Annotated in this window: 32 protein-coding genes; 13 read left to right on the top strand and 19 right to left on the bottom strand. The window is 67.1% G+C overall.

Annotation, left to right across the window (positions count from 1 at the left end):
* Window positions 1–56 precede the first annotated feature (56 nt).
* From ychF to G539_RS0117615, 3 genes are read right to left on the bottom strand one after another with little or no spacing between them, the layout of a single operon-like run.
* Window positions 57–1,151, bottom strand: a complete 1,095-nt coding sequence (gene ychF / locus G539_RS0117625) for a redox-regulated ATPase YchF (RefSeq protein ID WP_029076370.1) — start codon at window positions 1,149–1,151, stop codon at window positions 57–59.
* A gap of 10 nt (window positions 1,152–1,161) precedes the next feature.
* Window positions 1,162–1,899, bottom strand: a complete 738-nt coding sequence (gene pth / locus G539_RS0117620; RefSeq protein ID WP_029076369.1) for an aminoacyl-tRNA hydrolase — start codon at window positions 1,897–1,899, stop codon at window positions 1,162–1,164.
* 39 nt (window positions 1,900–1,938) lie between these two features.
* Window positions 1,939–2,565 (bottom strand): 50S ribosomal protein L25/general stress protein Ctc, encoded by a 627-nt coding sequence (locus G539_RS0117615; RefSeq protein WP_029076368.1) that lies wholly within the window; start codon window positions 2,563–2,565, stop codon window positions 1,939–1,941.
* Between the two features lie 253 nt (window positions 2,566–2,818).
* Here G539_RS0117615 and exbB point away from each other — a divergent pair, with 253 nt between their 5' ends.
* Both exbB and exbD read left to right on the top strand, forming a co-directional pair.
* Window positions 2,819–3,706, top strand: a complete 888-nt coding sequence (gene exbB / locus G539_RS25295) for a tonB-system energizer ExbB (protein ID WP_084640057.1) — start codon at window positions 2,819–2,821, stop codon at window positions 3,704–3,706.
* A 6-nt stretch (window positions 3,707–3,712) separates the two neighbouring features.
* On the top strand, window positions 3,713–4,132 hold the full coding sequence (gene exbD, locus G539_RS0117605) for a TonB system transport protein ExbD (protein WP_029076367.1): 420 nt from the start codon (window positions 3,713–3,715) through the stop codon (window positions 4,130–4,132).
* An 83-nt stretch (window positions 4,133–4,215) separates the two neighbouring features.
* Here exbD and G539_RS0117600 read toward each other — a convergent pair whose 3' ends face one another.
* The 5 genes from G539_RS0117600 to lgt form a co-directional block, all read right to left on the bottom strand.
* Window positions 4,216–5,148, bottom strand: a complete 933-nt coding sequence (locus tag G539_RS0117600; RefSeq protein ID WP_029076366.1) for a ribose-phosphate pyrophosphokinase — start codon at window positions 5,146–5,148, stop codon at window positions 4,216–4,218.
* Between the two features lie 150 nt (window positions 5,149–5,298).
* Window positions 5,299–5,814, bottom strand: coding sequence for a hypothetical protein (locus tag G539_RS0117595; protein ID WP_029076365.1), 516 nt, complete (start codon window positions 5,812–5,814; stop codon window positions 5,299–5,301).
* A gap of 113 nt (window positions 5,815–5,927) precedes the next feature.
* Window positions 5,928–6,698, bottom strand: coding sequence for a peptidoglycan editing factor PgeF (gene pgeF / locus G539_RS0117590; RefSeq protein WP_029076364.1), 771 nt, complete (start codon window positions 6,696–6,698; stop codon window positions 5,928–5,930).
* A gap of 16 nt (window positions 6,699–6,714) precedes the next feature.
* On the bottom strand, window positions 6,715–7,773 hold the full coding sequence (locus G539_RS0117585; protein WP_029076363.1) for a class I SAM-dependent methyltransferase: 1,059 nt from the start codon (window positions 7,771–7,773) through the stop codon (window positions 6,715–6,717).
* Window positions 7,770–8,594 carry a prolipoprotein diacylglyceryl transferase gene (gene lgt / locus G539_RS0117580; RefSeq protein WP_035831944.1) on the bottom strand — a complete coding sequence of 275 codons (825 nt, stop codon included), beginning with the start codon at window positions 8,592–8,594 and terminating at the stop codon, window positions 7,770–7,772. The genes G539_RS0117585 and lgt overlap by 4 nt, the downstream gene beginning before the upstream one ends.
* Before the next feature lie 149 nt (window positions 8,595–8,743).
* Here lgt and G539_RS0117575 point away from each other — a divergent pair, with 149 nt between their 5' ends.
* Together G539_RS0117575 and G539_RS0117570 are read left to right on the top strand one after the other, a co-directional pair.
* Window positions 8,744–9,040, top strand: coding sequence for an accessory factor UbiK family protein (locus tag G539_RS0117575; RefSeq protein WP_029076361.1), 297 nt, complete (start codon window positions 8,744–8,746; stop codon window positions 9,038–9,040).
* Between the two features lie 110 nt (window positions 9,041–9,150).
* Window positions 9,151–9,486, top strand: a complete 336-nt coding sequence (locus tag G539_RS0117570; protein ID WP_029076360.1) for a GIY-YIG nuclease family protein — start codon at window positions 9,151–9,153, stop codon at window positions 9,484–9,486.
* An 82-nt stretch (window positions 9,487–9,568) separates the two neighbouring features.
* On the opposite strand, the gene G539_RS0117565 is transcribed toward G539_RS0117570, so the two are convergent.
* The gene (locus G539_RS0117565; RefSeq protein ID WP_029076359.1) at window positions 9,569–10,456 is read right to left on the bottom strand and encodes a branched-chain amino acid aminotransferase; all 888 of its coding nucleotides are present in this window, start codon (window positions 10,454–10,456) and stop codon (window positions 9,569–9,571) included.
* A 254-nt stretch (window positions 10,457–10,710) separates the two neighbouring features.
* Between G539_RS0117565 and G539_RS0117560 the strand changes: the two genes are divergently transcribed.
* From G539_RS0117560 to G539_RS0117550, 3 genes are all read left to right on the top strand, one after another.
* Entirely contained in the window at window positions 10,711–11,247 is a 537-nt protein-coding gene (locus G539_RS0117560) for a MarR family winged helix-turn-helix transcriptional regulator (protein WP_051231589.1), read from the top strand.
* Window positions 11,248–11,266: 19 nt separating this feature from the next.
* Complete coding sequence (locus G539_RS0117555; RefSeq protein WP_029076357.1) at window positions 11,267–11,977, top strand: response regulator; 711 nt, start codon at window positions 11,267–11,269, stop codon at window positions 11,975–11,977.
* A gap of 196 nt (window positions 11,978–12,173) precedes the next feature.
* Window positions 12,174–13,508 carry an ATP-binding protein gene (locus tag G539_RS0117550; protein ID WP_051231794.1) on the top strand — a complete coding sequence of 445 codons (1,335 nt, stop codon included), beginning with the start codon at window positions 12,174–12,176 and terminating at the stop codon, window positions 13,506–13,508.
* A 7-nt stretch (window positions 13,509–13,515) separates the two neighbouring features.
* On the opposite strand, the gene G539_RS0117545 is transcribed toward G539_RS0117550, so the two are convergent.
* The 6 genes from G539_RS0117545 to G539_RS0117520 all read right to left on the bottom strand — a co-directional run bounded on the left by G539_RS0117545 (window position 13,516) and on the right by G539_RS0117520 (window position 17,647).
* A complete protein-coding gene (locus G539_RS0117545) occupies window positions 13,516–14,355 on the bottom strand; it encodes a VOC family protein (RefSeq protein WP_029076355.1) in 840 nt (279 codons plus the stop codon).
* 82 nt (window positions 14,356–14,437) lie between these two features.
* Window positions 14,438–14,791: a tRNA-binding protein gene (locus G539_RS0117540; protein WP_029076354.1), complete on the bottom strand. Its 354-nt coding sequence runs from the start codon at window positions 14,789–14,791 to the stop codon at window positions 14,438–14,440.
* Window positions 14,792–14,853: 62 nt separating this feature from the next.
* Window positions 14,854–15,549: a TetR/AcrR family transcriptional regulator gene (locus tag G539_RS25290; RefSeq protein ID WP_051231587.1), complete on the bottom strand. Its 696-nt coding sequence runs from the start codon at window positions 15,547–15,549 to the stop codon at window positions 14,854–14,856.
* Between the two features lie 73 nt (window positions 15,550–15,622).
* On the bottom strand, window positions 15,623–16,447 hold the full coding sequence (gene proC, locus G539_RS0117530; RefSeq protein WP_029076353.1) for a pyrroline-5-carboxylate reductase: 825 nt from the start codon (window positions 16,445–16,447) through the stop codon (window positions 15,623–15,625).
* Between the two features lie 138 nt (window positions 16,448–16,585).
* Window positions 16,586–17,089 (bottom strand): type III secretion system chaperone family protein, encoded by a 504-nt coding sequence (locus G539_RS0117525; protein ID WP_029076352.1) that lies wholly within the window; start codon window positions 17,087–17,089, stop codon window positions 16,586–16,588.
* Between the two features lie 345 nt (window positions 17,090–17,434).
* On the bottom strand, window positions 17,435–17,647 hold the full coding sequence (locus G539_RS0117520) for a cold-shock protein (RefSeq protein ID WP_029076351.1): 213 nt from the start codon (window positions 17,645–17,647) through the stop codon (window positions 17,435–17,437).
* Between the two features lie 520 nt (window positions 17,648–18,167).
* Between G539_RS0117520 and G539_RS27175 the strand changes: the two genes are divergently transcribed.
* Window positions 18,168–18,353, top strand: a complete 186-nt coding sequence (locus G539_RS27175) for a hypothetical protein (RefSeq protein ID WP_156912023.1) — start codon at window positions 18,168–18,170, stop codon at window positions 18,351–18,353.
* A 3-nt stretch (window positions 18,354–18,356) separates the two neighbouring features.
* On the opposite strand, the gene G539_RS0117505 is transcribed toward G539_RS27175, so the two are convergent.
* Both G539_RS0117505 and lepB read right to left on the bottom strand, forming a co-directional pair.
* Complete coding sequence (locus tag G539_RS0117505) at window positions 18,357–19,526, bottom strand: MFS transporter (RefSeq protein WP_029076349.1); 1,170 nt, start codon at window positions 19,524–19,526, stop codon at window positions 18,357–18,359.
* 131 nt (window positions 19,527–19,657) lie between these two features.
* Complete coding sequence (gene lepB, locus G539_RS0117500) at window positions 19,658–20,428, bottom strand: signal peptidase I (protein ID WP_029076348.1); 771 nt, start codon at window positions 20,426–20,428, stop codon at window positions 19,658–19,660.
* Window positions 20,429–20,637: 209 nt separating this feature from the next.
* On the opposite strand from lepB, the gene G539_RS0117495 reads away from it, so the two are divergent.
* The 5 genes from G539_RS0117495 to G539_RS0117475 all read left to right on the top strand — a co-directional run bounded on the left by G539_RS0117495 (window position 20,638) and on the right by G539_RS0117475 (window position 24,456).
* A complete protein-coding gene (locus G539_RS0117495) occupies window positions 20,638–21,675 on the top strand; it encodes an LLM class flavin-dependent oxidoreductase (RefSeq protein WP_029076347.1) in 1,038 nt (345 codons plus the stop codon).
* A gap of 291 nt (window positions 21,676–21,966) precedes the next feature.
* Window positions 21,967–22,680: a septum site-determining protein MinC gene (gene minC / locus G539_RS0117490; RefSeq protein WP_425402372.1), complete on the top strand. Its 714-nt coding sequence runs from the start codon at window positions 21,967–21,969 to the stop codon at window positions 22,678–22,680.
* 20 nt (window positions 22,681–22,700) lie between these two features.
* On the top strand, window positions 22,701–23,519 hold the full coding sequence (minD, locus tag G539_RS0117485) for a septum site-determining protein MinD (protein WP_029076345.1): 819 nt from the start codon (window positions 22,701–22,703) through the stop codon (window positions 23,517–23,519).
* Window positions 23,516–23,788, top strand: coding sequence for a cell division topological specificity factor MinE (gene minE / locus G539_RS0117480; protein ID WP_029076344.1), 273 nt, complete (start codon window positions 23,516–23,518; stop codon window positions 23,786–23,788). Before minD ends, minE begins: the two co-directional genes overlap by 4 nt.
* A 200-nt stretch (window positions 23,789–23,988) precedes the next feature.
* Window positions 23,989–24,456 carry a DUF4126 family protein gene (locus G539_RS0117475; protein ID WP_029076343.1) on the top strand — a complete coding sequence of 156 codons (468 nt, stop codon included), beginning with the start codon at window positions 23,989–23,991 and terminating at the stop codon, window positions 24,454–24,456.
* Window positions 24,457–24,657: 201 nt separating this feature from the next.
* On the opposite strand, the gene G539_RS0117470 is transcribed toward G539_RS0117475, so the two are convergent.
* On the bottom strand, window positions 24,658–24,879 hold the full coding sequence (locus G539_RS0117470) for a SlyX family protein (RefSeq protein ID WP_029076342.1): 222 nt from the start codon (window positions 24,877–24,879) through the stop codon (window positions 24,658–24,660).
* 140 nt (window positions 24,880–25,019) lie between these two features.
* Complete coding sequence (locus tag G539_RS25285) at window positions 25,020–26,327, bottom strand: RNA polymerase sigma factor (protein ID WP_035831533.1); 1,308 nt, start codon at window positions 26,325–26,327, stop codon at window positions 25,020–25,022.
* Window positions 26,328–26,383 lie beyond the last annotated feature (56 nt).

Raw genomic sequence — 26,383 nt, 5'->3', positions numbered from 1 at the left:
CAAAAAAAGCCTGGTGAACAGGCGTTCGCCGGGCCTTTTTGTTTGAAACGTTCGCCTCAGGTGTTGAAGCGGAACAGCAGGACGTCGCCGTCCGCCACGACATATTCCTTACCTTCGTCGCGGGCTCGGCCGGCATCCTTGGCGCCGGCCTCGCCGCCGAGGCGGGTGTAGTCGTCGAAGGCGATCGTCTGGGCGCGGATGAAGCCGCGCTCGAAATCCGAATGGATCACGCCGGCGGCCTGCGGGGCTTTCGTGCCCTTGGTGATCGTCCAGGCGCGGGCTTCCTTCGGGCCGACCGTGAAATAGGTGATCAGGCCGAGGAGGTCGTAGCCGGCGCGGATCAGGCGGTCGAGGCCCGGCTCCTCGAGACCCAGCGTCTCCAGGAACTCGGCCTGCTCGGCCGAGTCGAGCTGGGCGATCTCGGCCTCGATGGCGGCCGAAATCGTCACGCAGCCGGCGCCCTGTGCCTTCGCCATCTCCTCGACGCGCGCGGACTGGGCGTTGCCGGTGGCGGCGGCGGCTTCCTCGACATTGCAGACATAGAGGACGGGCTTGGAGGTCAGGAGGTTCAGCGCGTTGAAGGCGGGGCGATCCTCGGCCGAGACGTCGAGCAGGCGCGCCGGCTTGCCTTCGCGCAGCAGCTCCAGCACGGCGTCCATCAGGACGACCTGGGCTTTCGCCTCCTTGTCGGTGGCGGCGCGCTTGCGCAGCGGTGTGACGCGGCGCTCGAGGCTGTCGAGATCGGCGAGCATCAGCTCGGTCTCCACCGTCTCGGCGTCGGCGACCGGGTCGATGCGGCCTTCGACATGGGTGATGTCGCCGTCCTCGAAGCAGCGCAGCACATGGGCGATGGCGTCGACTTCGCGGATGTTGGCGAGGAACTGGTTGCCGAGGCCTTCACCCTTCGAGGCGCCGCGCACGAGGCCGGCGATGTCGACGAAGGTGAGGCGTGTCGGCACGATCTGCTGCGACTTGCCGACTTCGGCCAGCTTGTCGAGGCGCGGATCCGGAACCGCGACCTCGCCGGTGTTCGGCTCGATCGTGCAGAACGGATAGTTCGCCGCCTGCGCCGCCGCCGTCTTGGTCAGCGCGTTGAAGAGGGTCGACTTGCCGACATTCGGCAGGCCGACGATCCCGCATTTGAAGCCCATTGGGTGTTCCTTACTCGTCCTTGACGCCGAAGAGGCGCTTCAGCCCCGCCGCGAACGGCCCGCCGGCCGGCGGCGAAGCTGGTGAAATCGATGCGGCGACCGCGCGGTCACCCGCGGATGGCTTGGCCTGCGCATTGGCGCTGGCTTCCGCCTTGGCCTTGGCGGGCTTCGCCGGCTTCTCAGGCTCCAGGCTGCGGTGCAGCCGGTTGCCGAAGGTACTGTCCTTGCCGTCGGCGAGCAGCGCCGCGTTGTCGGCGATGGCGTCGAGCAGCGGGTTGATCCACTCGCCGTCGACCTTGGCGAAGTCATGCAGGACATAGCCGTGCACGAGCTCCTTGGAGCCCGGATGGCCGATGCCGAGGCGCAGCCGCCGGTAATCCTCGCCGACATGGGCGCTGATCGAGCGCAGGCCGTTGTGGCCGCCATGGCCGCCGCCGGTCTTCATCCGGATCTTCGCGGCCGGCAGATCGAGCTCGTCGTGCATGACGACGATGTCGGCATTCGGGATCTTGTGGAAGCGGGCGGCCTCACTGACGGCGCGGCCGCTTTCGTTCATGTAGGTCTGGGGCTTCATCAGGAGCGTCTTGCGCCCCGCGAGCGTGCCCTCGGAGACCAGCGCCTGGAACTTGGAGCGCCAAGGGCTGAAGCCATGGCGGCGGTGGATCGCATCCGCCGCCATGAAGCCGATATTGTGCCGGTTGAGCGCGTACTGGCTGCCCGGGTTACCGAGACCGACGATGAGGAGCATCGTGCTTCCCCCACGCTGAACCGGAGAAGGGACCGAAGCTTACGCCTTGGCGGCGGGAGCAGCCTCAGCGGCCGCAGCTTCGCCTTCTTCGCTCTTCAGGCCAGCCGGAGCGGCGATCGTGGCGATCGTGAAGTCGCGCTCGGCGATGACCGGCTTGACGCCAGCCGGGAGCTTGACGGCCGAGATGTGGACGGAGTCGTTGATCTCGAGGCCGGTCAGGTCGACGACGATGTGATCGGGGATCGCATCGGCCGGAACCGTGGCTTCGATGTCATGACGGACGACGTTCAGCACGCCACCGCGCTTGAGGCCGGGCGACTTCTCTTCGTTGATGAACTGCACGGGGATCTGGACGTGCAGGGTCGCGCCGGCGGTGACGCGCAGGAAGTCGACGTGGATCGGCTGATCGGTGACCGGATCGAGCGCGTAGTCGCGCGGGATCACGTTGATCTTCTCGCCGTTGACGTCGATCGTGGCGACCGTGGTCAGGAAGCCGCCGCCATGGAGCTTCATGAAGATGGTCTTGTGGTCCAGCTCGATGGCCAGCGGGGGCTGCTTGTTGCCGTAAATGACGGCGGGAATCTTGCCTTCGCGACGCGACGCCCGGGCGGCCCCCTTGCCCACGCGGTTGCGGACGGAAGCCGTGAGCTCGTAGGTGTTGCTCATCGGTGTTCTCCTTGGTGTGGAACAGAAAAAGGCCGCGGTGCCTCCAGGGGTGTCGGCGCGGCCGGCGTCCTTATAGACGAGGCGTGCCGTGGGAACAAGGCGCCGGCTGCTTCCGTGGCACCGTTGTCGCGCGTCTCGGAGATGGGGAAGCGCGGCGCCGCTTCAAGGTCACGTCGGGGAGGGCGGGTTGCGTCGACGGGGGTGGTGCGTTATTCGGAGTGTGAAACTCATCTTTTAGACGGGTACGTCTGTCATGCTTGCAAACCTCAACCGCGGTGCGATGCTTCTCGTCGCGATCGTCGGGCTCGCACTGCCTTTGGGGTCCGTCGCGGCTCTGGCCCAGTCGGAGGCGTCGACGCCGGGCGGGCCGGCCATCGAGCGGGCGTTGCCGATCGACGAGATCGCCCAGGTATCGCCTCAGGGAAGCGGCGTGGATCGCAGCACCTTGCCGCATGATCTCTCGCCGATGGGCATGTACGCGCAGGCCGACATCGTCGTGAAGGCCGTGATGATCATCCTGGCGGTCGCCTCGATCCTCACCTGGGCGATCTTCCTGTCGAAGTCGCTGGAGCTCTTCGGTATCCGCCACCGCACGCGCTCGCTCGCCGAGCGGATCGCTCATGCCCGCACGCTGGCCGAGGCCGAGACGCAGGTGGCGCGGCGCAAGAACGCGGCGGCGCGGCTGGTGCAGGCGGCGGCCGACGAGGTGGCCATCTCGGCCGGCCTGTCGGCGGACGGCATCAAGGAGCGCGTCGCCTCGCGCTTCGAGCGGATCGAATCCGCGTCGGGTCGCGAGATGGTGCGGGGCACCGCCATCCTGGCCACCGTCGGCTCGCTCTCGCCCTTCATTGGCCTGTTCGGCACCGTCTGGGGCATCATGAACTCGTTCATCGGCATCAGCCAGGCGAACACGACCAACCTCGCCGTCGTGGCGCCGGGCATCGCCGAGGCGCTGTTCGCGACCGCGCTCGGCCTAGTCGCCGCCATTCCGGCTGTGCTGTTCTACAACGTCTTCGTCCGCGTCATCGCCGGCAACAAGGCGGTGATCGCCGATGCGGCGGCCGAGACCATGCGCCTCGTTTCGCGCGATCTCGACCGGGCGCAGGCGCGCGGCGCGTCCCGCCTCGTCGCGGCGGAGTAGGGCGCCATGGCCACCAAGCTTACCCATCACGACGAGGATCTCGTCGAGAACAGCGAGATCAACGTCACGCCGTTCATCGACGTGATCCTGGTGCTGCTGATCGTCTTCATGGTGGCGGCGCCGCTGGCGACCGTCGATGCGCCGGTCGACCTGCCCCGTTCCAACGCCAAGGCGGCGCCGCGCGCCGACAAGCCGTTGTTCCTGTCGTTGAAGGCCGATCTGTCGCTGGTGCTCGGCAATGATCCCGTTTCGGCCGAGGGGCTGGGCAGCGCGCTGGACGCGGCGACGGGAGGCAATCGCGAGGAGCGCCTCTATCTCCGCGCCGATCGCAAGGTGCCCTATGGCGACGTCATGGAGGTCATGAACAGGCTCCGCGAGGCCGGCTATTCCAAGGTCGCGCTCGTCGGCCTGGACGGTGGCCGCTAGTCAGTTCGCCCATTCGTGAAACAAAAAAAAGGCCCGGATGCCGATCGGCATCCGGGCCTTGTCATTTTCGGATTTGGGTCTGCTCAGATGAACAGGCTCGAGACCGACTTTTCGCTGGCGGTGCGGTTGATCGCCTCGCCGAGCAGGGTCGAGATCGAGGTGACGCGGATGTTCGGCGCCAGGCGGACGGCCTCGGTCGGCTGGATCGAGTCGGTGATGACCAGTTCCTTGAGCACCGAGTTGCTGATGCGGGCGACGGCGCCGCCCGAGAGCACGCCATGGGTGATGTAGGCGACGACCGATTTGGCGCCCTGCGCCAGCAGGGCTTCGGCCGCGTTGCAGAGCGTGCCGCCGGAGTCGACGATGTCGTCGAACAGGATGCAGTCGCGCCCGGCGACGTTGCCGATGATGTTCATGACTTCCGACTCGCCCGGACGCTCGCGGCGCTTGTCGACGATGGCGAGCGGCGCGTCGATGCGCTTGGCCAGCGCGCGGGCGCGAACCACGCCGCCGACGTCCGGCGACACGACCATGACATTCTCGAGCTCGTAGTGCTCCTTGATGTCGCGGGTGATCACCGGAACGGCGAAGAGGTTGTCGGTCGGGATGTCGAAGAAGCCCTGGATCTGGCCGGCGTGCAGGTCGAGGGTGAGGACGCGATCGGCGCCGGCATTGGTGATCAGATTGGCCACCAGCTTGGCCGAGATCGGCGTGCGCGGGCCGGCCTTGCGGTCCTGGCGGGCATAGCCGAAATAGGGGATCACCGCCGTGATGCGGCGCGCCGAGGAGCGGCGCAGCGCGTCGATGATGATCAGGAGTTCCATCAGGTGGTCGTTGGCCGGGAAACTGGTCGACTGGACGACGAACACGTCCTCGCCGCGCACGTTTTCCTGGATCTCGACGAAGATTTCCTCGTCGGCAAACCGCCGGACGGAGCACTTCGCGAGCGGGATTTCGAGATAGGTGGCGATCGCCTCGGCGAGCACGCGGTTGGAGTTTCCGGCAACCAGCTTCAAGGTCTCGTGTCCCGACGTGATGAAATACAGGGAGGTTCGGCCCCGCGAAGAGCCGCTTGTTCAGGCGGCGGCGTTGTACCAACTGCGCCGCCGCACTGCAAACGCGATTCGCGCATGGCCGGCAAGCCTTGTCCGCCGAGCCGGGCTCGCTCAGGCTCCGGTTCCCCAGGCGACGAGGGCGGAAACGGTGCGCCGCGCGACATTGGAGATCGACGAATTGTCTATGCCGAGCCACGGATCCTGCGAGCCATTGGCCGAGGTCTCCTGGCCGGAAATGCGATGGACGCGACGTCCGCTGGCGTCGAACACGTCCCAGACATAGACGAGGATGGTGCCCGACGAGTCGCCGACGGCCGACAGGTATCCCTTGATGACGTAGTTCGCCTGGGTGTCGCCAGACGGGACAAGCGCGACGTTTTGCGCCACCGCTTCCTTGGCAAGCTGGTTCGACAGGTTCGACAGGATGTGGGCCGGCGCACCCGTGACGGGTGCGAAGGAGAATTTCGCCGTTGCGAAGGGCACGGCGGGCAGGGTTGGCTGGGTCGTGTCGGTCGGTGCCGGAGCGGCGGGCTGGCTCGTGCTCAGCGTGTTGTTGCAGGCCGCCAGAACGAGCGTCGCCGCCAGGATGGCGGCGCAGGCCAGATACCGATTTCCTTTCACCATCATGGCGATCGTCGTCCTTTCGGCGCGGTCGTCAGGACCCCCAAATTTCTGTCTATCGTCAATTCCGGCCGCGGTCCAGAACCGCTTTTCGACACGGGGGATCGTGGTCGGCTCGCTCATCCGGTCAGGCTGATGGCATGCAGCAGCCGGCCATAGTCGGGCTCGCCGGCATGGGTCGTCCGCCGATAGGAGAAGAAGCGCTCGGGGTCGGCATAGGTGCAGAGTGCCAGGTCGCCGACATGGCCGAGCCCGGCGGAGCGAAGGCGGCTGCCGATATAGGCCGGCAGGTCGAAATGGTGGTGGTCGGCGCGCGTCGACAGGGTGAAATAGCGTGCATTGACCTCGGCCGCGTCGAGGAAGCGGGCGCGAAACTCCGGCCCGACCTCATAGGCCGATTTCGAGATGGTCGGCCCGAGCACGGCGACGATGCGGCCGCGCGACGCGCCGAGGCTTTCCATGGCGGTGATCGTCGCCTCCAGCACGCCCGTGAACGCGCCCTTCCAGCCGGCATGCGCGGCGCCGATGACGCCGGCTTCGCCGTCGGCGAACAGCACCGGGCCGCAATCGGCCGTGCCGACACCGATGGCGATGCCTTTCCGGCGGGTCACGACGGCGTCGGCCTTGGGGCCTTCGCCGGTCGGCCAGACCGCGTCGACGATGGCGACGTCGGGGCTATGGACCTGATAGGGCGTCGCGAGCTGGTCCGCCGCGACACCGAGCTCGGCGGTGACGCGCGCGCGGTTCTCGCTCACATGGCTGCGCTCGTCGGCCGAGCCGACACCGCAATTGAGGCTCGCATAGATGCCGTTCGAGACGCCGCCCTGGCGGGTGAAGAAGCCATGCCGGATGCCGGGGAGGGCGGAGAGCGCTTCAGCCGTGATCTTCATGGAGTTCTCCGTGGATTCATCCGAAGGGGGGAACGACGAGGTCGCCGCCGGTGACGCAGAGAACCTTGAACAGGGTTCCCATGGCGTTCGGTCCGGCCAGCCTCTCGACGGCGGCGCGGATCGCGTCCTGCGTGGCCGCATCCTTGCCGGCGCCGAGGCGGCCGGCGCGTTCCAGTAGCCCGAGCGCCAGCAGGAAATCGCCCTGCGTCCAGACGCGGCTGGCGCGCGCGCCCTGTGCCCGCGCGGTCGCAGCGAGGGCCGCGAAATCGACATGCACGGTGAGATCGGCCTCGCCGGGATGGGCGAGCGGATCGTCGAAGCCGTGCTGGCGCATCGCCTGCAGCGTGTCGCCATGGCCGCTCTCGGCGTGCCCGTAGTCGATCGCCAGCATCGCGCCGCCGAAGTGCTGCAGATGCGTCGCGAGGGTCGCCATGATGGCGGCGGAAATCGCGGCGACTTCGACGATCGCGCCCGCGGGCGCGTTGGCGGCAATGCCTTCGATGATCGCACCGGGGCGGAGGCCGAAGGCAAGGGTTCCGTTCTCGACGCCGACCATGCGCTCCGCCCAGCCGTCGCCGGTGCGCTGGAACTGACGGAGGGGCAACGCGTCGAAGAATTCGTTGGCGATGACGATGGCGGGTATTTCGGGAAGGTCGTCGACGCGGTCGAGCCAGGTCACGTCATGCTTCGCCAGCGTCGCGCGCTGGATCGCGCGCAGGCGCTGGCTGGTTTCGATCAGCGTGATCCCGGCCGCCTCGACGAAGCCGGGAGCGATCCGCGCCGCCCGCAGCGCGTCCGCCATCAGTGTGCCGCGCCCCGGACCGATCTCGACCAGCGCGAAGCGAGCGGGGCTGCCCATGCGCTGCCAGCATTCGACGGCCCAGAGCCCGATCAGCTCGCCGAACATCTGGCTGATCTCGGGCGCGGTGATGAAATCCCCGGCGGCGCCAAAGGGTTCGCGCGTCATGTAATAGCCGTGCTCGGGGTCGCCGAGGCAGGCGGCCATGTAGTCGGCGACGGTGATCGGGCCGAAGGCCTCGATCTGCCGGATCAGCTTTTCGCCGAGCGGCGTCATGCGGCCGGAACCGGCCGCCTCGTGGCGACGACGAGCAGGATGATGCCGGCGAGCACCAGCGGCAGCGACAGCAGCATGCCCATGGTCAGGCCGCCGGAGAAATAGCCGATCTGGATGTCGGGCTCGCGGAAGAACTCGGAGAAGATTCGCGCCAGGCCGTAGCCGATGGCGAAGATCGCCGAGATGAAGCCCGGCTGACGCAGGCGCAGCTGCTTGTGGGTGAAGAAGCGCAGCACCAGGAACAGAACCAGCCCCTCCAGCAGGGCCTCGTAGAGCTGGCTCGGATGGCGCGGCTGGCCGTCGGCATGCGGGAAGATGATGGCCCAGGCGACATCGGTCGGCCGGCCCCAGAGCTCGCCATTGATGAAATTGGCGATGCGCCCGAAGAGCAGGCCGAAGGTGACGGACGGCGCCACGACGTCGATCAGCGACCAGGTCGGGATCTTGCGCGAGCGGGCGAACAGGATCATCGCGATGACCGTGCCGAGGAAGCCGCCATGGAACGACATGCCGCCATTCCAAACCTGCAGGATCTGCCAGGGCTCGGCGAGGAACACGCCGAAATCATAGAACAGGACGTAGCCCAGCCTTCCGCCGACGATGATGCCGAGCGTCGCCCAGACGACGAAATCGTCGATGTCGATGGGCTTCATCGGCGCGCCGGCTGGGCCCCAGAGCGCGGGATTGGAAATCAGGCGCTTGGCGTACCACCAGCCAATCAGGATGCCGACGATATAGGCGAGCGCGTACCAGCGGATCGCGAACGGCCCGATCTCGATCAGGGTCGGATCGATGGCCGGGAAGGGGAGGACGAACAGCATGGGGCGCTCCGGCATTCGGTCGGGCGGCATTGGTGCGCTGATCCGGGGGGAAGGGTCAAGTCCGTGGGTGCGCGACCCGTCGACACCTTGTCCGCCGCATCGGCCACAACCATACTAGAGACAAGTATTTCGTTTCCCGGAGGCTGCCCATGAACACGACCCCGAACCGGCTGTTCGACGAATTCGCCAAGCTGATGACCGATGCCGCGGGCATGGCGCAGGGCGTCAAGCGCGAAGCGGAAACGGTAATGAAGCACCAGGCCGAGCGCCTCTTCGCCGACATGGATTTCGTCAAGCGCGATGAGTTCGACGTCGTGCGCGAAATGGCGCAGAAGTCGCGCGCCGAGAACGAGGCGCTCGCGGCGCGGGTGGCGGAACTCGAGGCCAAGCTCGCCGTGCTGACCCAGGGCCACGTCGTCGCCGCGCCGTCGCCGGAAGAGCGCTGATCGCTTTATTATATCCGGGTAATATTGACGGCCCTATATTGCCCGGGTAAAACGCTCCGGCGCCGCGAAATCGCGGTGCGTGCCGTATGGAACGGCGATGGAGCGGACAGATGCAGCGCGACGCGCGGAAGGCGGCGGTTTCCGCCTACAAGAAGCGGGAAGAGGCGGTCGGAATCTACGCCGTCCGCAACGCCGCGACCGGTACGGTCTGGGTCGGCAAGTCCCTCAATCTCGATGCGATCGAGAACCGGCTCTGGTTCACGCTCGGACTGGGCAGCTGCACGGTGAAGAGCCTGCAGCTGGAATGGGACCGGCATGGCGCCGCGGCCTTCCGGCTGGACGTGCTGGAACGGCTGGAGCCGGAAGAGCTGCCCTATATCCGCGACGCGCTGCTGAAGGAACGCTGCCTGCACTGGCGAACGGAGCTCTCGGCGCAATCCGTCTGAACTCTGGACAAAGAAAAACGGCCGGAGCGAGCTCCGGCCGTTTTCGTGTTCTGCCTTGGATCGTTGGATCCAGGGATCTCGTTCAGGCCGAGACCTTGGCCGGCTGGACCAGGTCCGTATAGGCCTGCATCAGGTCGGCGCTGATCTTGCCGGGCGTGAACTTGTACTCGCCGATCTCCGAGACCGGGGTGACTTCGGCGGCGGTGCCGCACAGCCAGCATTCGGTGAAGGTCGACAGTTCTTCCGGAGCGATGCGGCGCTCGACCACCTCGATCCCCTTGGCCTTGGCGAGGCCGATCACGGTCTGGCGGGTGATGCCATTCAGGAAGCGGTCGGCCAGCGGCGTATGGATGACGCCGTCCTTGACGAAGAAGACGTTGGCGCCGGTCGCCTCGGCAACGTTGCCTTCCCAGTCGAGCATCAGCGCGTCGGCATAGCCGCGGCTCTCGGCGGCATGCTTCGAGATCGTGCAGATCATGTAGAGGCCCGACGCCTTGGCGAGCGACGGCGCCGTCTTCGGGTCGGGGCGGCGATACTTCGCCCAGTCGAGACGGATGCCCTTCAGGCGCTCGGCGGGGGTGAAGTAGGACGGCCATTCCCAGGCGGCGATGGCGACGTTGATCTTGTTCTTCTGGGCCGAGACGCCGAGCGCGTCGCTGCCGCGCCAGGCGATCGGGCGCAGATAGCCGTCGACCAGCCCGTTCTTGGTCAGCGTCGCCTTGCAGGCCTCGTCGATCTCGTCCAGCGTGTACGGGATCTTGAAGTCGAGGATTTCGGCCGAGTGGAACAGGCGCTCGGTGTGCTCGCGCAGCTTGAAGATCTCGCCGCCATAGGCGCGCTCGCCTTCGAACACCGCGCTGGCATAGTGCAGGCCATGGGTGAGTACGTGAATCTTCGCGTCCTTCCAGGGGACGAAGGATCCGTTCATCCAGATCCAGCCATCTTTCTGGTCGAAGGGAACCGCGCTCATATTCCTCACTCCAAAACGGCCGCACTCTGCGGTCGCGCCCTGTTGGCGTTGATTATCGTGCTTACTTCTCGCGCCAGACGGGCAAAGTAAAGTCGGATCTGGCGACGGTTTTTTGCGCGGCCTCGAAACAGTCGGTAATGTGCCGGTCGCAAACCATCCTGCATGCAGAGCCAGCGGGGTGGGAAACGACGGGCGCGTTCGATCATTTCGCCGCGACCGTTCTAGAGGTAACAATCGAACCGAAATATGTCAATATGGCTGACATAAATTTCGCGACCGATTCGAAGGGACTTGTATCCGTGCAGCGCGATGAGACCGTGACAACGCCGCTATCGATTCAGCAGCAGCCCGAGCTCGTCCTGATCGAACTTCTCTTCTATGCGTATCGCGACTTCGTCTCCGATCCCGATGTCGTGCTGGCGAAGTTCCAGTTCGGCCGCGCCCATCACCGCGTCGTGCACTTCGTCAACCGCCATCCCGGCATGCGGGTGGCGGACCTGCTCGACATCCTGAAGATCACCAAGCAGAGCCTCGGGCGTGTCCTGAAGCAGCTGATCGACACCGGCTATATCGAGCAGGTGCCGGGGCCCGTCGACCGGCGCCAGCGTCTGCTCTATGCCACCGCGAAGGGCAGGGCGCTCGACCAGCGGCTGACCGAGCCGCAGGTGGAGCGCATCCGCGCCGCGCTGGCGCCGCTCGGGCCGGAAGGCCGGATCGCGGCCGAGCGCTTCCTGCGGCTGATGATCGATCCGACGGAACGCGATAAGGTCGCGCAGATGATCGAGCAGTGATGCGCGTGGAGTATGCAAGATGAGCGATGTCGTGACGGACGCCCTGGCCGATGATGCGCCGCATCTTCTGGTCATCGACGATGACGCCCGTATCCGCTCGCTTCTGTCGCGTTATCTGAACGACAACGGCTTTCGCGTCGATGTCGCGGCCAACGCGGCCGAGGCGCGGACGCTGCTGGGCGGGCTGGCGTTCGACCTCCTGGTCGTCGACGTGATGATGCCGGGCGAGAACGGGCTCGACCTGCTGCGCAGCCTGCGCGAGACCATGGATGTGCCGATCCTGATGCTGACGGCGCGGGCGGAGATCGACAGCCGCATCAAGGGGCTGGAGCTCGGCGCCGACGACTATCTCGGCAAGCCGTTCGAGCCGCGCGAGTTGCTGCTTCGCATCAACGCCATCCTGAAGCGTGGCACCGCGCCGGCGGCGCCGCTGATCGAGCAAGTCCGGTTCGGGCCGTTTACCTTCCATATCGCGCGGCGCGAGCTCCGGCGCGGGCAGGAGACGATCCGGCTGACGGATCGCGAGCGGCAGATCATGGCCGTCTTCGCCGAGACGCCGAACGAGACGGTGCCGCGCCTGTCGCTGCTGGCCGAGGACGAACCGGCCGGCGAGCGCACCATCGATGTCCAGATCAACCGGCTGCGCCGCAAGATCGAGGTCGATCCCGCCAATCCGCTCTTCCTGCAGACGGTGCGCGGCATCGGCTACCGCCTGGTGACCGAAGCGTGACACGCGTCGACGGCCGCCTCGCCGGCGCGAGGGCGCGCTGATGGACAAGCCTCCGCATTCCTTCCAGCGCAGCCGCGGCACGGGCGGGTGGAACGAGTGGCCGGCCGTGGTGGGGCTGCGGCGCCTGGCGCGCTCGCCCGCCGTCAATGCACTGCGCCGGGTGGCGCGGCGCGCCCAGCCCGTGTTCGACGTGCTGATGGTGCCCTACCGCTTCGTCGGCAAGCGCCTCGGCGCGGCAATGCCGAAGGGCCTCTATGCGCGCGCTCTGATCATCATCATCACGCCGATCGTCATCCTGCAGTCCGTCGTCGCCTTCGTCTTCATGGAGCGGCACTGGCAGACGGTCACGCAGCGCCTGTCCGCGGCGACCGTGCGCGACATCGCGGCGATCGTCGACCTGATCGACACTTATCCGGCCGATCCGAACTACACCCAGATCATCCGCATCGCGCAGGACAGGCTCGGCTTGATCGTCTCGGTCGCACCGAACGAGCAACTGCCGCCCGCCGCGCCGAAGCCGTTCTTCTCGCTGCTCGACAGTGCACTTTCGCGCGAGATCGGTCGCCAGATCAGCAAGCCGTTCTGGATCGATACCGTCGGCCGCTCCAACCTGGTCGAGATCCGTATCCAGCTCGGCGACAAGGTACTGCGCGTGCTGGCGCGGCGCAGCCAGACCTATGCGTCGAATTCGGAGATCTTCATCTTCTGGATGGTCGGCACCAGCCTGGTGCTGTTGGCCATCGCGATCGCCTTCCTTCGCAACCAGATCCGGCCGATCCAGCAGCTCGCCGACGCGGCCGAGGATTTCGGCATGGGCCGCGAGACCGCCGATTTCAGCCCGCGTGGCGCCCGCGAGGTGCGTCGCGCCAGCGCCGCCTTCATGGAGATGCGCCACCGCATCGAGCGCCAGATGGAGCAGCGCACGACGATGCTCGCCGGTGTCAGCCATGATCTCCGCACCGTACTGACGCGCTTCCGCCTGCAGCTGGCGCTGCTCAAGGAGACGCCCGATGTCCGCGCCATGCGGCGCGACGTCGACGACATGCAGCGCATGCTGGAGGGCTATCTGGCCTTCGCGCGCGACGACGCGAACGAACCGACGGCGGCGACCAATATCGGCACGCTGCTCGCCGAGGTGGCGGAGAACGCGCGCCGTGTCGGCCATGACGTGACGCAGGATTTCCTGGGCGACCCGATCGTCAGCCTGCGCCCGAACGACTTCAAGCGCTGCATTTCCAACCTGGTGATGAACGCCTGTCGCCACGGCGACAAGATCGCGATCCACGGCGTCCACGCGCATGGCTGGCTGGTCGTCCATGTCGACGACAACGGGCCGGGCATCGACGAGGCGGAGCGCGAGGCGGTGTTCCGGCCGTTCTACCGGCTCGACGAGGCGCGCAATCTCGACGAGAGCGGCACGGGTCTCGGCCTGCCGATCGCCCGCGACATCGCCCGCTTCCATGGTGGTGACGTCACCTTGTCGGAGGCGCCGGGCGGCGGCCTCAGGGCCACCGTCCGCATTCCCGCCTGAAGTTCGTTCAGGCGCCGGGCCGGAGCCGGATTCGCGTGCCCCAGGGATCGTCGATCTCGCGCTCGGAAGCGATGCCGCTGCCGGCCAGCGTCACATAGCTGAGGCCGCTCCGGTTCGGGTCGCGCGGACCGGCGCCGCGGCTCTGCCAATTGTTGGCGCCGACATGGTGGTGGTAGCGGCCGGACGACAGGAAGGCCGCGCTCGGCATCGCCGTCACCTGCTGCAATCCCACTTCGGACTGCCACCAGTCCGACGCGGCGCGGGCGTCGCCCACGCGCAGATGCACGTGCCCGATGCGCAGGAGTTCCGGCGCGCCGTTCCAGCGCGCTGCCGGATCGTCGAGCGCCGCGACGATGGCGTTGACGTCGAGCGGATCGGTTGCCATGCGCACACTGTCGCCGTCCCAGTCCCAGCTGTCGGCCGGGCGGTCGGAGTAGATCTCGACGCCGTTGCCTTCCGGGTCGGTCAGGTAGAAGGCCTCGCTGACCAGGTGGTCGGCCATGCCGTCGACCGGCAGGCGGCTCTCGCTCGCATGGAGGATCCAGCGGCCGAGATCGGCGCGGGTCGGCATCAGGAAGGCGGTGTGGAACAGCCCGGCCTGGCGCGTATCGTCTGGCAGCGCGCCGCGCGGCGCGGGGTCGATGTTGAGCAGCGGCACGCCGCCGGCGCCGAGCACGACGCTGCCCGCCGGGCCGGCCAGGGTCTCGAGGCCGAGGATGGCGCGGTAGTAGTCGGCGACCTTCTCGACGTCGTGCGCCTTGAGGCCCACTTCGGCGACATGGATCGGGCGGGTGAGCGCGAAGGGGAGGCCGGTCGGGCTGGTCGTCTCGGTATCAGGGCTGCTCATGGCGTCATGACCTCTGGTTGATACCGTTATCTAGTCGCCCGTCCCGTTTGCCGACAGTCGCGGCGGGGTGAACACACCGTGCTCAGAACAGCCGGCCGCCATCCGGCACGGCGCGCTCGACCGCCGTCAGCACGACGTCGCCGTCCGCATCGGGCATGCCGAGCGTCAGCACCTCGGACATGAACGGGCCGATCTGCCGCGGCGGGAAGTTCACGACCGCCATCACCTGTCGTCCGATCAGTTCTTCCGGCTGATAGTATTTGGTGATCTGCGCCGACGACTTCTTGCGGCCGATCTCCGGCCCGAAATCGATCACCAGCTTGATCGCCGGCTTGCGCGCCTCGGGAAAGGGAGCCGCCTCGACGATCGTGCCGACCCGGATGTCGACCTTGAGAAAATCGTCGAAGCTGATCGTCTTCGGTGCGGGCGCGTGCATGCGGTCTCTCCATTCGTGGACCCGAACGGGTAGCACGGCACGGTACGGCGTCAAGTCGGGCGTCAGGCCGTCGGGGCGGCGCCTTCCGGCTCGGCGCCGTGGCGCCCGTGGCGACGTGTCGAAGGCTTCGAGCGCCGGCGGTCGAACTTGCGGCCGACCTTGCAGAGTAGATCGACGGCGCGGTCGCCGCGTCGTGACCAGTGCTCGGCTCTCTCGAGCGCCCGGTCGACGGCCGCCATGGTGCGCGAGAGATCGGGGTCCTCGTCGGTGCGCCAGACGGGCAGGATGCGTGACAGCATCACGACGAAGCCCTGCGCCCTGGCCGCGCCGCGCAGGCCGCCGGTCGATATGTCCGCTGCCGCGAGCATGAAGCGGGCGCTGTCGAGCGCCAGCCGGTTCAGGCAGAGCGCGAGACCGGGATCGCGGCGGGCGGAATCGGCGATGTGACCGACCGCCATCCGGTAGGGTGCGAGCGTGTCCAGCCGCGTCATGATGAGATCGAACAGCCGGTCGCGCGCCGTCTCCTCGGGCGAGGGCGCTTCCGCCGCGTCGAGCACGGCGCGGTCGATGCGGCGGACGAAGGCGGCCAGAATGTCGATCTTGCCGTCGAAGGCCGCGCGTAGGTCGCCAAGCGAGACGCCGGCGCGGGTCGCGATCTCGCCGAGGCCGATCTCGGCAAAGGGCTTTTCGGCCAGAAGCGCGAGGAACGCATCCGTGATGCGATCGGCCGGGTCGGGCGTGCGGGCTGCTTTGGCCATGGTCGGATCTCCTTCTCAGACTGTTCATCTAGGGAGTGGATGCCGAGGCGAGAAGCCCGCGGCCCGCGACCGATCAGCCGGCCAGTTCCTCCGCCCGGCGCTTGGCGGCGGCGACGGCGCGGACCATCAGCGGCTCCAGCCCGTCCGCCGCCATCAGCACGTCGAGCGCGGCCGCGGTCGTGCCGGCCGGCGAGGTGACGTTCTTGCGCAGCGTGTCGGCGGGGAGCGGCGACTGGTTCAGAAGCTCGCCGGCGCCGACGATGGTCTGGCGGGCGAAGCGGGCGGCGAGTTCCGGCGTGAAGCCAGCGGCAACGCCGGCGGCGGCGAGCGTTTCGACGAGCAGGAAGACATAGGCCGGCCCGGAACCGGACACCGCCGTCACCGTGTCGATCAGGCCTTCGTTCTCGACCCAGCCGACCTCGCCCACCGCGGCCAGCAGCGCGCCGACGAGCGCGCGGTCAGCTTCGGTCACGGCGGGGTTGGCGAAGGCGCCGGTCATGCCGCGGCCGACCTGGGCGGGCGTGTTCGGCATGGTACGAACGATCGCGCCGCCGAGCGCCGTTTCGAGCGTCGCGATCGTCGTACCGGCGGCGATCGACACGGTCACGGTGCCGGGTCCGATCAGGTCGCGCACGGCCGGCAGCGCCGCGCCCATCATCTGCGGCTTGACGGCGAGCAGCAGGACGCGCGCCGTGACGCCGCCGGGAGCGCTGGCGGCGTGGGCAATGCCGTGCTTGGCCAGCAGGTCCAGCGTCTCGGCCGGCGGGTTCGGGTCGACGACGACCACCGCCTTCGGATCGAGGCCGCCGGCCAGCCAGCCCGTCAGCAGGGCGCCGCCCATCTTGCCGGCGCCGATGAGGACGATGGGAGCGGAGGGCGACAGGACGGAAAGGGACATGCGGCCGAACTCGTTCTCGAGGAGTGGAAGGCTCCTCTCTACGCGTGTCGGCGGCGGAACGAAAGACGCCGGGCGGGCGGAAGGCGCCTCGGATCGGAGGGGGTGGACCGGCGCCGCGATGCCGCGCCGGCCGTTGCGTCAGGCTTCGCCGACGGTCTCGAACAGCACCGTCTCGAGCGCCTCGGACGCGGACTTGCCGGCCCAGACGACGAACTGGAAGGCCTGGTAGTAGCGCTCGCAGCTCTCGATGGCGTTCTCGAGCAGGCCCTCGACCTGGCGGCTGTTCGGTTCGGCGCCGCCGGCGAGCAGCAGCGTCTGCCGGTACATGACGACGCCTTCCTTGCTCCAGAGGTCGAAATGGCCAATCCAGAGCTGCTCGTTGACGAGCGAGAGCAGGCGCATCACCTCGGTCTTGCGCGGTTCCGTCACCTTGAGGTCGAAGGCGCAGGCGAGGTGCACGGCCTCCATGTCCTCCATCCAGGAGAAGGAGACGTGATAGTCGCACCAGCCGCCGGCGATCGAGATCGTGATCTCGTCGTCGGCCGAACGCTCGAAGCTCCAGTCATTGAGCCCGGCGATATGTTCGATCATGTCGACTGGATTAGACTGGCGGTCTTCGGTTTCGAAGTCGATGAGGCTCATGGCCGACCCTCGCGCTTGATCGGGTGGATACGCAACGCAACTAAACGACTGCCGAAAGCAGATCTCCGGGTCCCAGGCGCGTGTTGAGCAACATCGGCTCCGCCGCCGGCGGAAACATCGGTCCGCATGTCACGCTCAACACTGGCGCATGAAGGAGCAGCGCGAATCTTCATTGTGAATCAGTATATAGGCAGCCTGTAGAATTGCGCGATGACTTTTCGCTAACGCAAGTGTCGGAATTGTGGACACTGGTTATGCGGCTCACTAGTCGGTGGCGTCGGAAAGCAAAAGCCGCCGGGCATGGCCGGCGGCTTTCTTTCTTATTCTTCAGTGAGATGGCCCAGCCTAGCCCGGCTGCAGGTCGACCGCCTTGGGTCCCTTGCCGCGCTTGTCCGGTTCGGTCTCGAACGTGATGCGCATGCCGTCATTGAGGTTCGTCAAGCCGGAACGCTCGACGGCCGTGACATGCACGAACACGTCCTTGCCGCCGTCGTCCGGCGTAATGAAGCCGAAGCCCTTCGAAGCGTTGAAGAACTTGACAGTTCCTGACTGTCGCATTGCTGTTCCTTTCCCATTCCTCTGTTCTTCACCGGCCGTTCCGCTCGGCCGGCGCACTCCAGGCACTCAGGTGTCGGGGAAAGGTCTCTGCGTCTTCTCGGTATCGTGCGGTGCTCGCGCTAGCCGCCCCACGGATGCCGTAGCATCCGACGCGCGTTTGTCCAGTCTCCGTCGGGTCCTTCGCCCGTGCGGACAAAACTATGCTTCAGCATCGACAGGAAATCAATGCCCTTGCTTACGTCGGGGAAGGTTGCGGATTTCTTCGATGATGTTTGGCCGCGCGGGATGCACTTCGCGCAGTTCGCCTTAATATAAGTCTGATCGCAATAACGAGGAGACGACTGGCCCGCCGCCGATGCCGTGCCGGTTCCTTCGGCAGCTAGTCATTGAACTGGCACGAACGCTGCATATGTCCTGCGAAGTGCCGTTGCGTCGCCCCGGACGGGAAAGCCGGGTCGAGGCGGAACCCTTTGCCGATCGGCGCATTGGGAGAGGCGCGGGGCAGGCGGAGTGTTGGGTCATGTCTGGACTGACTGCAGATAATTTGCTGGCGGCCGCGGCCGTCTGGGTGGCGATCATGCTGCCCAGCGCCGCCTTTGGAGGGAACCCGGCGCCCGTCGGTCCTTCGGTCGAGCAATGTCTGGCGATGGAGGCCCTGGCTCTCGACGGCGTCCAACCGGGGCCGGCTTCGGGCCGCAACGCCTGAGATTCAGGCGGGCCGCGCCGCCGGCACCTGTCGTTTCGCCAACCGCATCGAGATCAGGGCGATGGCCAGTGCCAGCGCGGCCAGGGCTGCGCCGACGATGGGCAGAAAGTCATAGCTCGCGCCGAGCGTGATCGCCGCGCCGCCGATCCAGGCGCCGCCGGCATTGCCGACATTGAAGGCGCCCTGGTTGAGCGTCGAGGCGAGGTTCGGCGCGTCGCCGGCGCATTCGATCACCCGCATCTGCAGCGGCGCGATCAGGATGAACATCACGCAGCCCCAGGCGAAGACGCTGATGCAGGCGCCGACGACGCCGTGGCTCGACCAGGCGAACTGTCCGAGCACCAGGATCAGCGCCGCGAGCGCGCCGATGATGGTCGGCATCAGTCTCCAGTCGGCGAGGCGGCCACCGATCAGATTGCCGATCGTGATGCCGACGCCGAACAGCAGCAGCACCCAGGTGACCTGATGCGGCGCCATGCCGGTCACCTGCTGCAGGATCGGCGCGATATAGGTGAAGCAGGCGAAGGTCGCGCCGGCGGACAGAACGCTGATCGCCATGGCGAGCCAGACCTGCAGGCGCTTGAAGACGGCGAATTCCCGGACGAGGCTCGGCGGCGCGGTGGCGCCGCGGTCGGACGGCACCCACGCCACGATCGCCGCGACCGAGAGGAGGCCGATCGCCACGACCGCCCAGAAGGTGGCGCGCCAGCCGGCGACCTGGCCGAGCGCCGTGCCGCCGGGGACGCCGAGGATGTTCGCCAGCGTCAGGCCGGCGAAGACCAGCGCCATCGCCTGGGCGCGCTGGTTGCGGGGAACGAGGGTTCCCGCGACGACGGCGCTGATGCCGAAGAAGGCGCCGTGGCCGAAGGCGGTGAAGACGCGCGCCGCCATCAGCAGTCCGTAGTTCGGGGCGATGGCGCAGAACAGATTGCCGACGACGAACATCGCCGCGAGGCCCACCAGCGTCATCTTGCGCGGCAGCCTGGCCGTCGCGACGACGATGATCGGGCCGCCGACCACGACGCCGAGCGCGTAGCCAGTGATCAGCAGGCCGGCGCTGGGGATCGAGACGCCGAGATCCGCCGCCACTTCGGGCAAGAGGCCCATGATGACGAATTCCGTCGTGCCGATGCCGAACGAGGCAATGGCCAGGGCGAACAACGCGATCGGCATGGGGGAAGTCCGGCAGGGAGGGGGGATGCGGGCGCGAGCGCCCGGTCAGAGCATGCCACGGGATTTGTGCATTTCGCAATGCACAAATCCCGTCTCATTGCATTTTGCAATGCGAGTGGGCCGGCGCGGCCTCAGGTGATCGAGGTGAACATCCGGTTGAAGCGGATCGACCACGGCCATTTCCAGAATTCCCAGACGCGGGCGCCGTCGGCGATTGAGAAGAAGATCCAGCGCGCCTTGCCCTCGAGATTCTCGTAGGGCACGTAGCCCATCGACTGCATGTCGCGGGAATCGGCCGAGTTATCCCGGTTGTCGCCCATCATGAAGAGATGGCCGGGCGGAACCTCGAACTTCGGCGTGTTGTCGTAGGAGCCGTTGTCGCCCTCGATCTCGATGATCTCGTGCTTGACGCCGTTCGGCAGCGTCTCCTCGTAGCGCTGGGCCTGGATCGGATTGCCGAAGAAATCCTTGGTCTCATGCGGCGGAAGCGGCGTGCGCTCGACCAACTGGTCGTTGATGTAGAGGCGGCCTTCGCGGAGTTGCACCGTGTCGCCGGGGAGGCCGATCACGCGCTTGATGTAGTCGGTAGAATTGTCCTTCGGCCCCTTGAACACGGCGATGTCGCCCTGGTCCGGCATCTGGCCCCAGATCCGGCCGTCGAACGGGCCGAGGCCATAGGGGAACGAATAGCGCGAATAGCCGTAGGAATATTTCGAGACGAACAGGTAGTCGCCGATCTCCAGCGTCGGGATCAGCGATCCCGACGGGATCTCGAAGGGCTGGAACAGGAAGGTGCGGACGATCAGGGCGATGATCAGCGCCTCGGCGAAGACGCGGATGGTGCCGCCGAGACCGTCCTTGGACGGCTTCTTCTTCTCGGCGGTCTTCTCGATTTCAGCCATCATGCGACTTTCAGCCGATTGGGGAGCCTGTCATTTAGGCGATGCGCGACCCTGGGGCAACCGCGCCGGCGCCGCAGGGCGTCGCGGCCTCCGGTGTCGCGGCGGTGCACAGTCTGTCGCCGTCGGGCGATACTGACAGGCTGTCGCCGTCGCGTCATACGTCTCAGGGTTGGTGGTCTCGGAATCGCGCGCCGGCAGGAGCTATGGCGATGGAATTTGGCATCTATACGTTCGGCGACAATACGCCGGATCCGGCGACCGGCGTCCGGCTCGATCCGGCCGAGCGCGTCCGCAATCTGCTGGAAGAGATCGAGCTTGCCGACCAGGTTGGCCTCGACGTGTTCGGGCTCGGCGAGCATCACAGACCCGATTATCTGGTTTCTGCTCCGGATGTGGTGCTGGCCGCCGGCGCGGCGCGGACGAAGTCGATCCGCCTGACGAGCGCCGTCACCGTGCTCTCCTCGGACGATCCGGTGCGCGTCTTCCAGCGCTTCTCGACGCTCGACCTGATCTCGAACGGGCGTGCCGAGATCATGGCGGGCCGCGGCTCGTTCATCGAATCCTTCCCGCTCTTCGGCTTCGACCTCGCCGACTACGACGCGCTGTTTGCGGAAAACCTGGAGCTTCTGCTGCGCATCCGCGATTCCGAGCGCGTTCGCTGGGCCGGCGGCCATCGCGCCGCCATCCAGGATCTCGGCGTCTATCCGCGCCCCGTCCAGCAGCCGCTTCCGGTCTGGATCGCGGTGGGCGGCACGCCGCAATCGGTGGTGCGCGCCGGCATGCTCGGCCTGCCGCTGGCGATCGCGATCATCGGCGGCAATCCGGCCCATTTCCAGCCGCTGGTCGAGCTCTATCACCGCGCCGGCAAGGAGGCGGGCGTCGATCCCGCCGGCCTGCGGGTCGGGATCAATTCGCACGGCTTCATCGCCGAGAATTCGCAGGACGCCGCCGACATCGCGTTTCCGCCCTTCGCTGCGGTCATGACCAAGCTCGGCCAGGAGCGCGGTTGGCCGCCGACGACGCGCGGCCAGTTCGAGGCGCAGCGCCGGCTGAACGGCGCGCTCTTCGTCGGCAGCCCGTCCGAGGTCGCGGAGAAGATCCTCTACCAGCACGAGCTCTTCGACCACGATCGCTTCCTGATCCAGTTCAGCGTCGGCACGCTGCCGCACGACAAGACGATGAAGTCGATCGAACTGTTCGGGACGAAGGTCGTGCCCGAGGTGCGCAAGGCGCTTGGCGGACGCTAACGATTGGGCAAGAAGCGTTAACGGCGGGCCTCGGGGCGGCGGCGAAGCGATTCGTTGATCCGTGTCGCGCCGCCCGCCGGATGGGCGCCGATGCGCTGACAAAGGTCAGCGAAACTGCCGCTTTCTCGCCTCTGTTGATGCGGGTTCGGCCTGCAACCCAGATTTTTTTAACGGCCCTCCGCCGCAAGGAATTCCTCAACTTTCGGCGCTGAAAGGGTTAACGGCCCCGGCGTGGTTAACCACTCGTTAACCGGCGTGTCGCACAGATTGCTTAACAGAAGGCAAATTGCGATCGTGGCTACTCCCGCTTCAAAACAACGCGCTCCAATCCGGTTCCGGGGACGGTCCTTCCTCGCCACCGTGCTCGCGCCCGAGCTTCCGCTGGCCGACTGGCTGGCCGAGCTCGACAAGCTGTCCAAGCGTTCCGAGGGCTACTTCGCCAGTCGCCCCGTCATTCTCGACGTCACCGGCCTCGCCATCACCAAGCGCGACTTCGCAGAGCTGATCGCCATGCTCTACGAGCGCGAGATCAAGGTGATGGGGGTCGAGGGCGCCGATCCGTCCTGGCTCGGCTTCGGCATGCCGCCTTCCGTGAGCGGCGGCAAGCAGACCGAAATCCTGCACAAGCCGTCCGCCGAGCCACCCAAGCCGCAGCAGAGCTTCGCCGACCGGGCGATCCCCTCGCTGCTGATCGAGACGCCGGTCCGTTCCGGGCAGTCGATCATCTTCCCGCAGGGCGACGTCACGGTGGTGGGCTCGGTCGCGTCCGGTGCGGAGATCATCGCCGGCAACTCGATCCACATCTACGGCACGCTGCGCGGGCGGGCGATCGCGGGATCCACCGGCAACGCCGCCGCGCGGATCTTCTGCCAGAAGTTCGAGGCCGAGCTCATCGCGATCGACGGCCTCTACCAGACTGCCGACGACCTGGATGCCAGCCTGCGCGGCCGGCCGATTCAGGCGTGGCTCGAAAATGACAAGATGAACATGGCGGCGCTGGCCTGAGCCAGCAAGGAGCACAAGCAATGTCTCAGGTTCTCGTTGTGACATCCGGCAAGGGCGGCGTGGGCAAGACGACGTCCACGGCCGCCATCGGCGCCGCGCTGGCCATGTCGGGCCAGCGCGTGGCCGTCGTCGACTTCGATGTCGGCCTGCGCAATCTCGACCTCGTCATGGGCGCCGAGCGCCGGGTCGTCTACGACCTGATCAACGTCGTGCAGGGCGAAGCCAAGCTGCAGCAGGCGCTGATCCGCGACAAGCGCCTCGACACGCTCTACGTGCTGCCGGCCTCGCAGACCCGCGACAAGGACGCGCTGACGGAAGAGGGCGTCGCCCGCGTCATGGAAGAGCTGCGCAGCCATTTCGACTGGGTCGTCTGCGACAGCCCGGCCGGCATCGAGCGCGGTGCCATGCTCGCCATGCGCCATGCCGACGTCGCCATCGTCGTCACCAACCCGGAAGTCTCGTCGGTGCGCGACTCCGACCGCATCATCGGCATGCTCGATTCCAAGACGCTGAAGGCCGAGAAGGGCGAGTACATGGAGAAGCATCTCCTGCTCACCCGCTACGACGCCACGCGCGCCGAGCGCGGCCAGATGCTCAAGGTCGAGGACGTGCTCGAGATCCTGTCGATCCCGCTGCTCGGCATCATCCCCGAGAGCGAAGCCGTCCTGAACGCCTCGAACGTCGGCTGCCCCGTCACGCTGGTCGACAGCGACAGCGCCCCGGCGCGCGCCTATCTCGACGCCGCGCGGCGTCTCGAGGGCGAGAACATCCCGATGGTCGTCCCGTCCGAGCGGCGCGGCGGTCTCATCAGCAAGCTTTTCGGTCGGAGGGCTGCATGACGATCTTCAACTTCTTCAAGCCGGCGCGCTCCGCGCCCGTCGCGCGCGACCGGCTGCAGATCCTGCTGCAGCACGAGCGCGTCTCGGCCGGCGCCAGCGATCTGATCGCCAAGCTCCGCGAGGAGATCCTCGGCGTCATCGCCCGCCACGTCGACATCCCGGCCGACAAGGTGCAGGTGAAGATGCAGCGCGCCGAGGCGGTATCGACGCTGGAAGTCGAGATCGAGCTGCCGAATCCGGTACGCAGCCGCTCCGAAAAGGCGGCCTGAAGCCCTCGAAAGCCGGCATCATTGCCGGCTTTTTTCGTCTCCGGTTTTCGCAATCACCTTCCGTAAGGTAAGTTTTTGCTCAGCTCCCGCGTCGCAGGCCGATGCGGGAGTTTTTCTTTGCGACGACTGCATATTCCACTGGTCTCCCGATGCGGAAATCCGCCACGCTCCGGTTGTGGGGCAACGGAGGGAAGACGAGCATGTCGCTGTACATCCTGGCGCTTCTGATCGGCGTCGTCGCGGGGTTGCGCGCCATGACGGCGCCGGCCGCGATCAGCTGGGCGGCCTATCTCGGCTGGATCAACCTCGACGGCAGCTGGCTGGCCTTTCTCGGTCACTGGATCGCGCCCTGGGTGCTGACCCTGCTCGCGATCGCCGAACTGGTCACCGACCAGCTGCCGAGCACGCCGAGCCGCAAGGTGCCGGTGCAGTTCGCCACCCGCGTCTTCATGGGCGCGGTCTGCGGCGCGGCGCTCTGCTTCGCCGGCGGCGCCTGGATCGGTGGGCTGATCGCCGGCGCCATCGGCGCGGTCATCGGCACGCTCGGCGGCTATGAGGCGCGCAAGCGTCTGGTCGCCGCGACGGGCGGCTGGGACCTGCCGATCGCATTGCTGGAGGATGCGGTCGCCATTGTCGGCGCGATCTGGATCGTCACCTCGATCGGCTGAGCAATACACTTCGAGGACGAATATCGCCTCACCTCTCCCATGGGGAGAGGTCGGCTCGAAGAGCCGGGTGAGGGGGTAGGGAACCATCCGGAGAGGGCGTAACCCCTCACCCGCCGGCCTGCGGCCGATCACCTCTCCCTCAGGGAGAGGTGATCGGCCGGCGTTTCAAAGCAGATGGATTCTGCTCTGAATTCACTCGCCTCAGTAGTGCGGCGGCGGCGGCTCGGGCAGGTTCGGCCGGCCGATCTGCTCCACCGTCTCCTGCAGCTGATCGGTCAATTGCGCGATCTTGCGCGTCAGAAAATCGATCTGCTTCCACTGGTCGGTGACGGCCTGGTTCAGGTCCTCGATCGTCTCGTCCTGATAGGCGATGCGGATCTCGAGCGCGTCGATGCGGCCCATCAGGGCCTCGGTGTCGGCCATCAGGTCCTCCTGGACGTCGGAACGGCGAATGGCTGCTGCCTAGACCATTTCTTCGCTCCATGGAAACGGAGAAATGGCCTAACTCCTTGTTCCGGTCGCAGTTTCTACACGCGAACCCGCATTGCTCCGCATGACGCGCGCTAGACGGTGCCGCCCGACGATGCACGCCGGGTCGCGGCCTGGTCCCTCAAGCTCACCCCGCATTCAGCGGCGCGGGCCAGCAGCAGGTCGCGCTCGCGCGCGTTTCGGGTCAATTCCGCCGCCTGCTCGAAATCGGCCTTCGCCTCGGCAAGCCGGCCGAGCTTCATCAGGAAATCGGCCCGGACGCCGGGCAGGAGATGCGACGTGGCGAAGACGGGGGCGTTGGCGAGCGTCTCGACGATGGCGAGGCCGGCCGTGGCGCCATCGGCCATCGAGACGGCGACGGCGCGGTTCAGTTCGACGATGGGCGAGGGGGCGAGCGCCGCCAGCTCGGCATAGAGATCGGCGATGCGGCGCCAGTCGGTCTGGTCGGCCGTGGCGGCACGGGCATGACAGGCGGCGATCGCCGCCTGCAGCGTGTAGGGCCCGCGCGGGCCGAGGCCCTCGGCGCGGGCGAGCGCCGCCAGGCCGCGCCGGATCAGCAGATGGTCCCAGCGCGCGCGGTTCTGGTCGAGCAGCAGGACCGGCTCGCCATCCGGCCCGACACGCGCCGCGAAGCGCGACGACTGGATCTCCATCAGCGCGACGAGGCCGAACACCTCCGGCTCGGCAGGCGCCAGGCCGGCGAGGATGCGGCCGAGCCGCACGGCCTCCTGCGCCAGCTGCGGCCGGATCCAGTCCTCGCCGGCGGTCGCGGCATAGCCTTCGTTGAAGATCAGGTAGATGACCTCGCAGACCGAGGCGAGGCGCGGGGCGAGCGCCTCGCCGCGCGGCACCTCGTAGGCGATCTCGGATTCGGCCAGCGTGCGCTTGGCGCGGACGATGCGCTGGGCGATCGTCGGCTCGGGCACGAAATAGGCGCGGGCGATCTCCGCGGTCGACAGCCCGCCGATCAGCCGAAGCGTCAGGGCCACGCGGGCCTCGCGCGACAGCACCGGATGGCAGGCGGTGAAGACGAGCTTCAGCAGGTCGTCGCCGATGTCGTCGTCGAGGCGCGCCGCGATCTCGTCGACCGCGTCCTCCTGCTCGAGATCGAGCCCGTAGCCGATCTCGGCATGCTTGCGGTCCTGCATCTTGAGATGGCGCAGCCGGTCTATGGCGCGGCGCTTGGCCGTCGCCATCAGCCAGGCGCCGGGATTGTCGGGAATGCCGGTCTCCGGCCAGCGTTCCAGCGCCACCACCAGGGCGTCCTGCGCCAGTTCCTCCGCGACGCCGATGTCGCGCACCATCCGCGCGAGACCGGCGACGAGTTTCGCCTGCTCGATGCGCCAGACGGCATTGATGGCCTGATGGGTTTCGGTGCTCACGGCTGCGGATCAGGCCATGTCCTGACGGCAGGCGCAAGTCGGCGGTCGAGGAGAGG

The sequence above is a fragment of the Kaistia adipata DSM 17808 genome (genome assembly GCF_000423225.1).
In the GTDB taxonomy this organism is placed as follows: domain Bacteria; phylum Pseudomonadota; class Alphaproteobacteria; order Rhizobiales; family Kaistiaceae; genus Kaistia; species Kaistia adipata.
The sequence above is the reverse complement of the archived record's forward strand: the minus strand, read 5'-3'. Positions and strand labels throughout refer to the sequence as shown.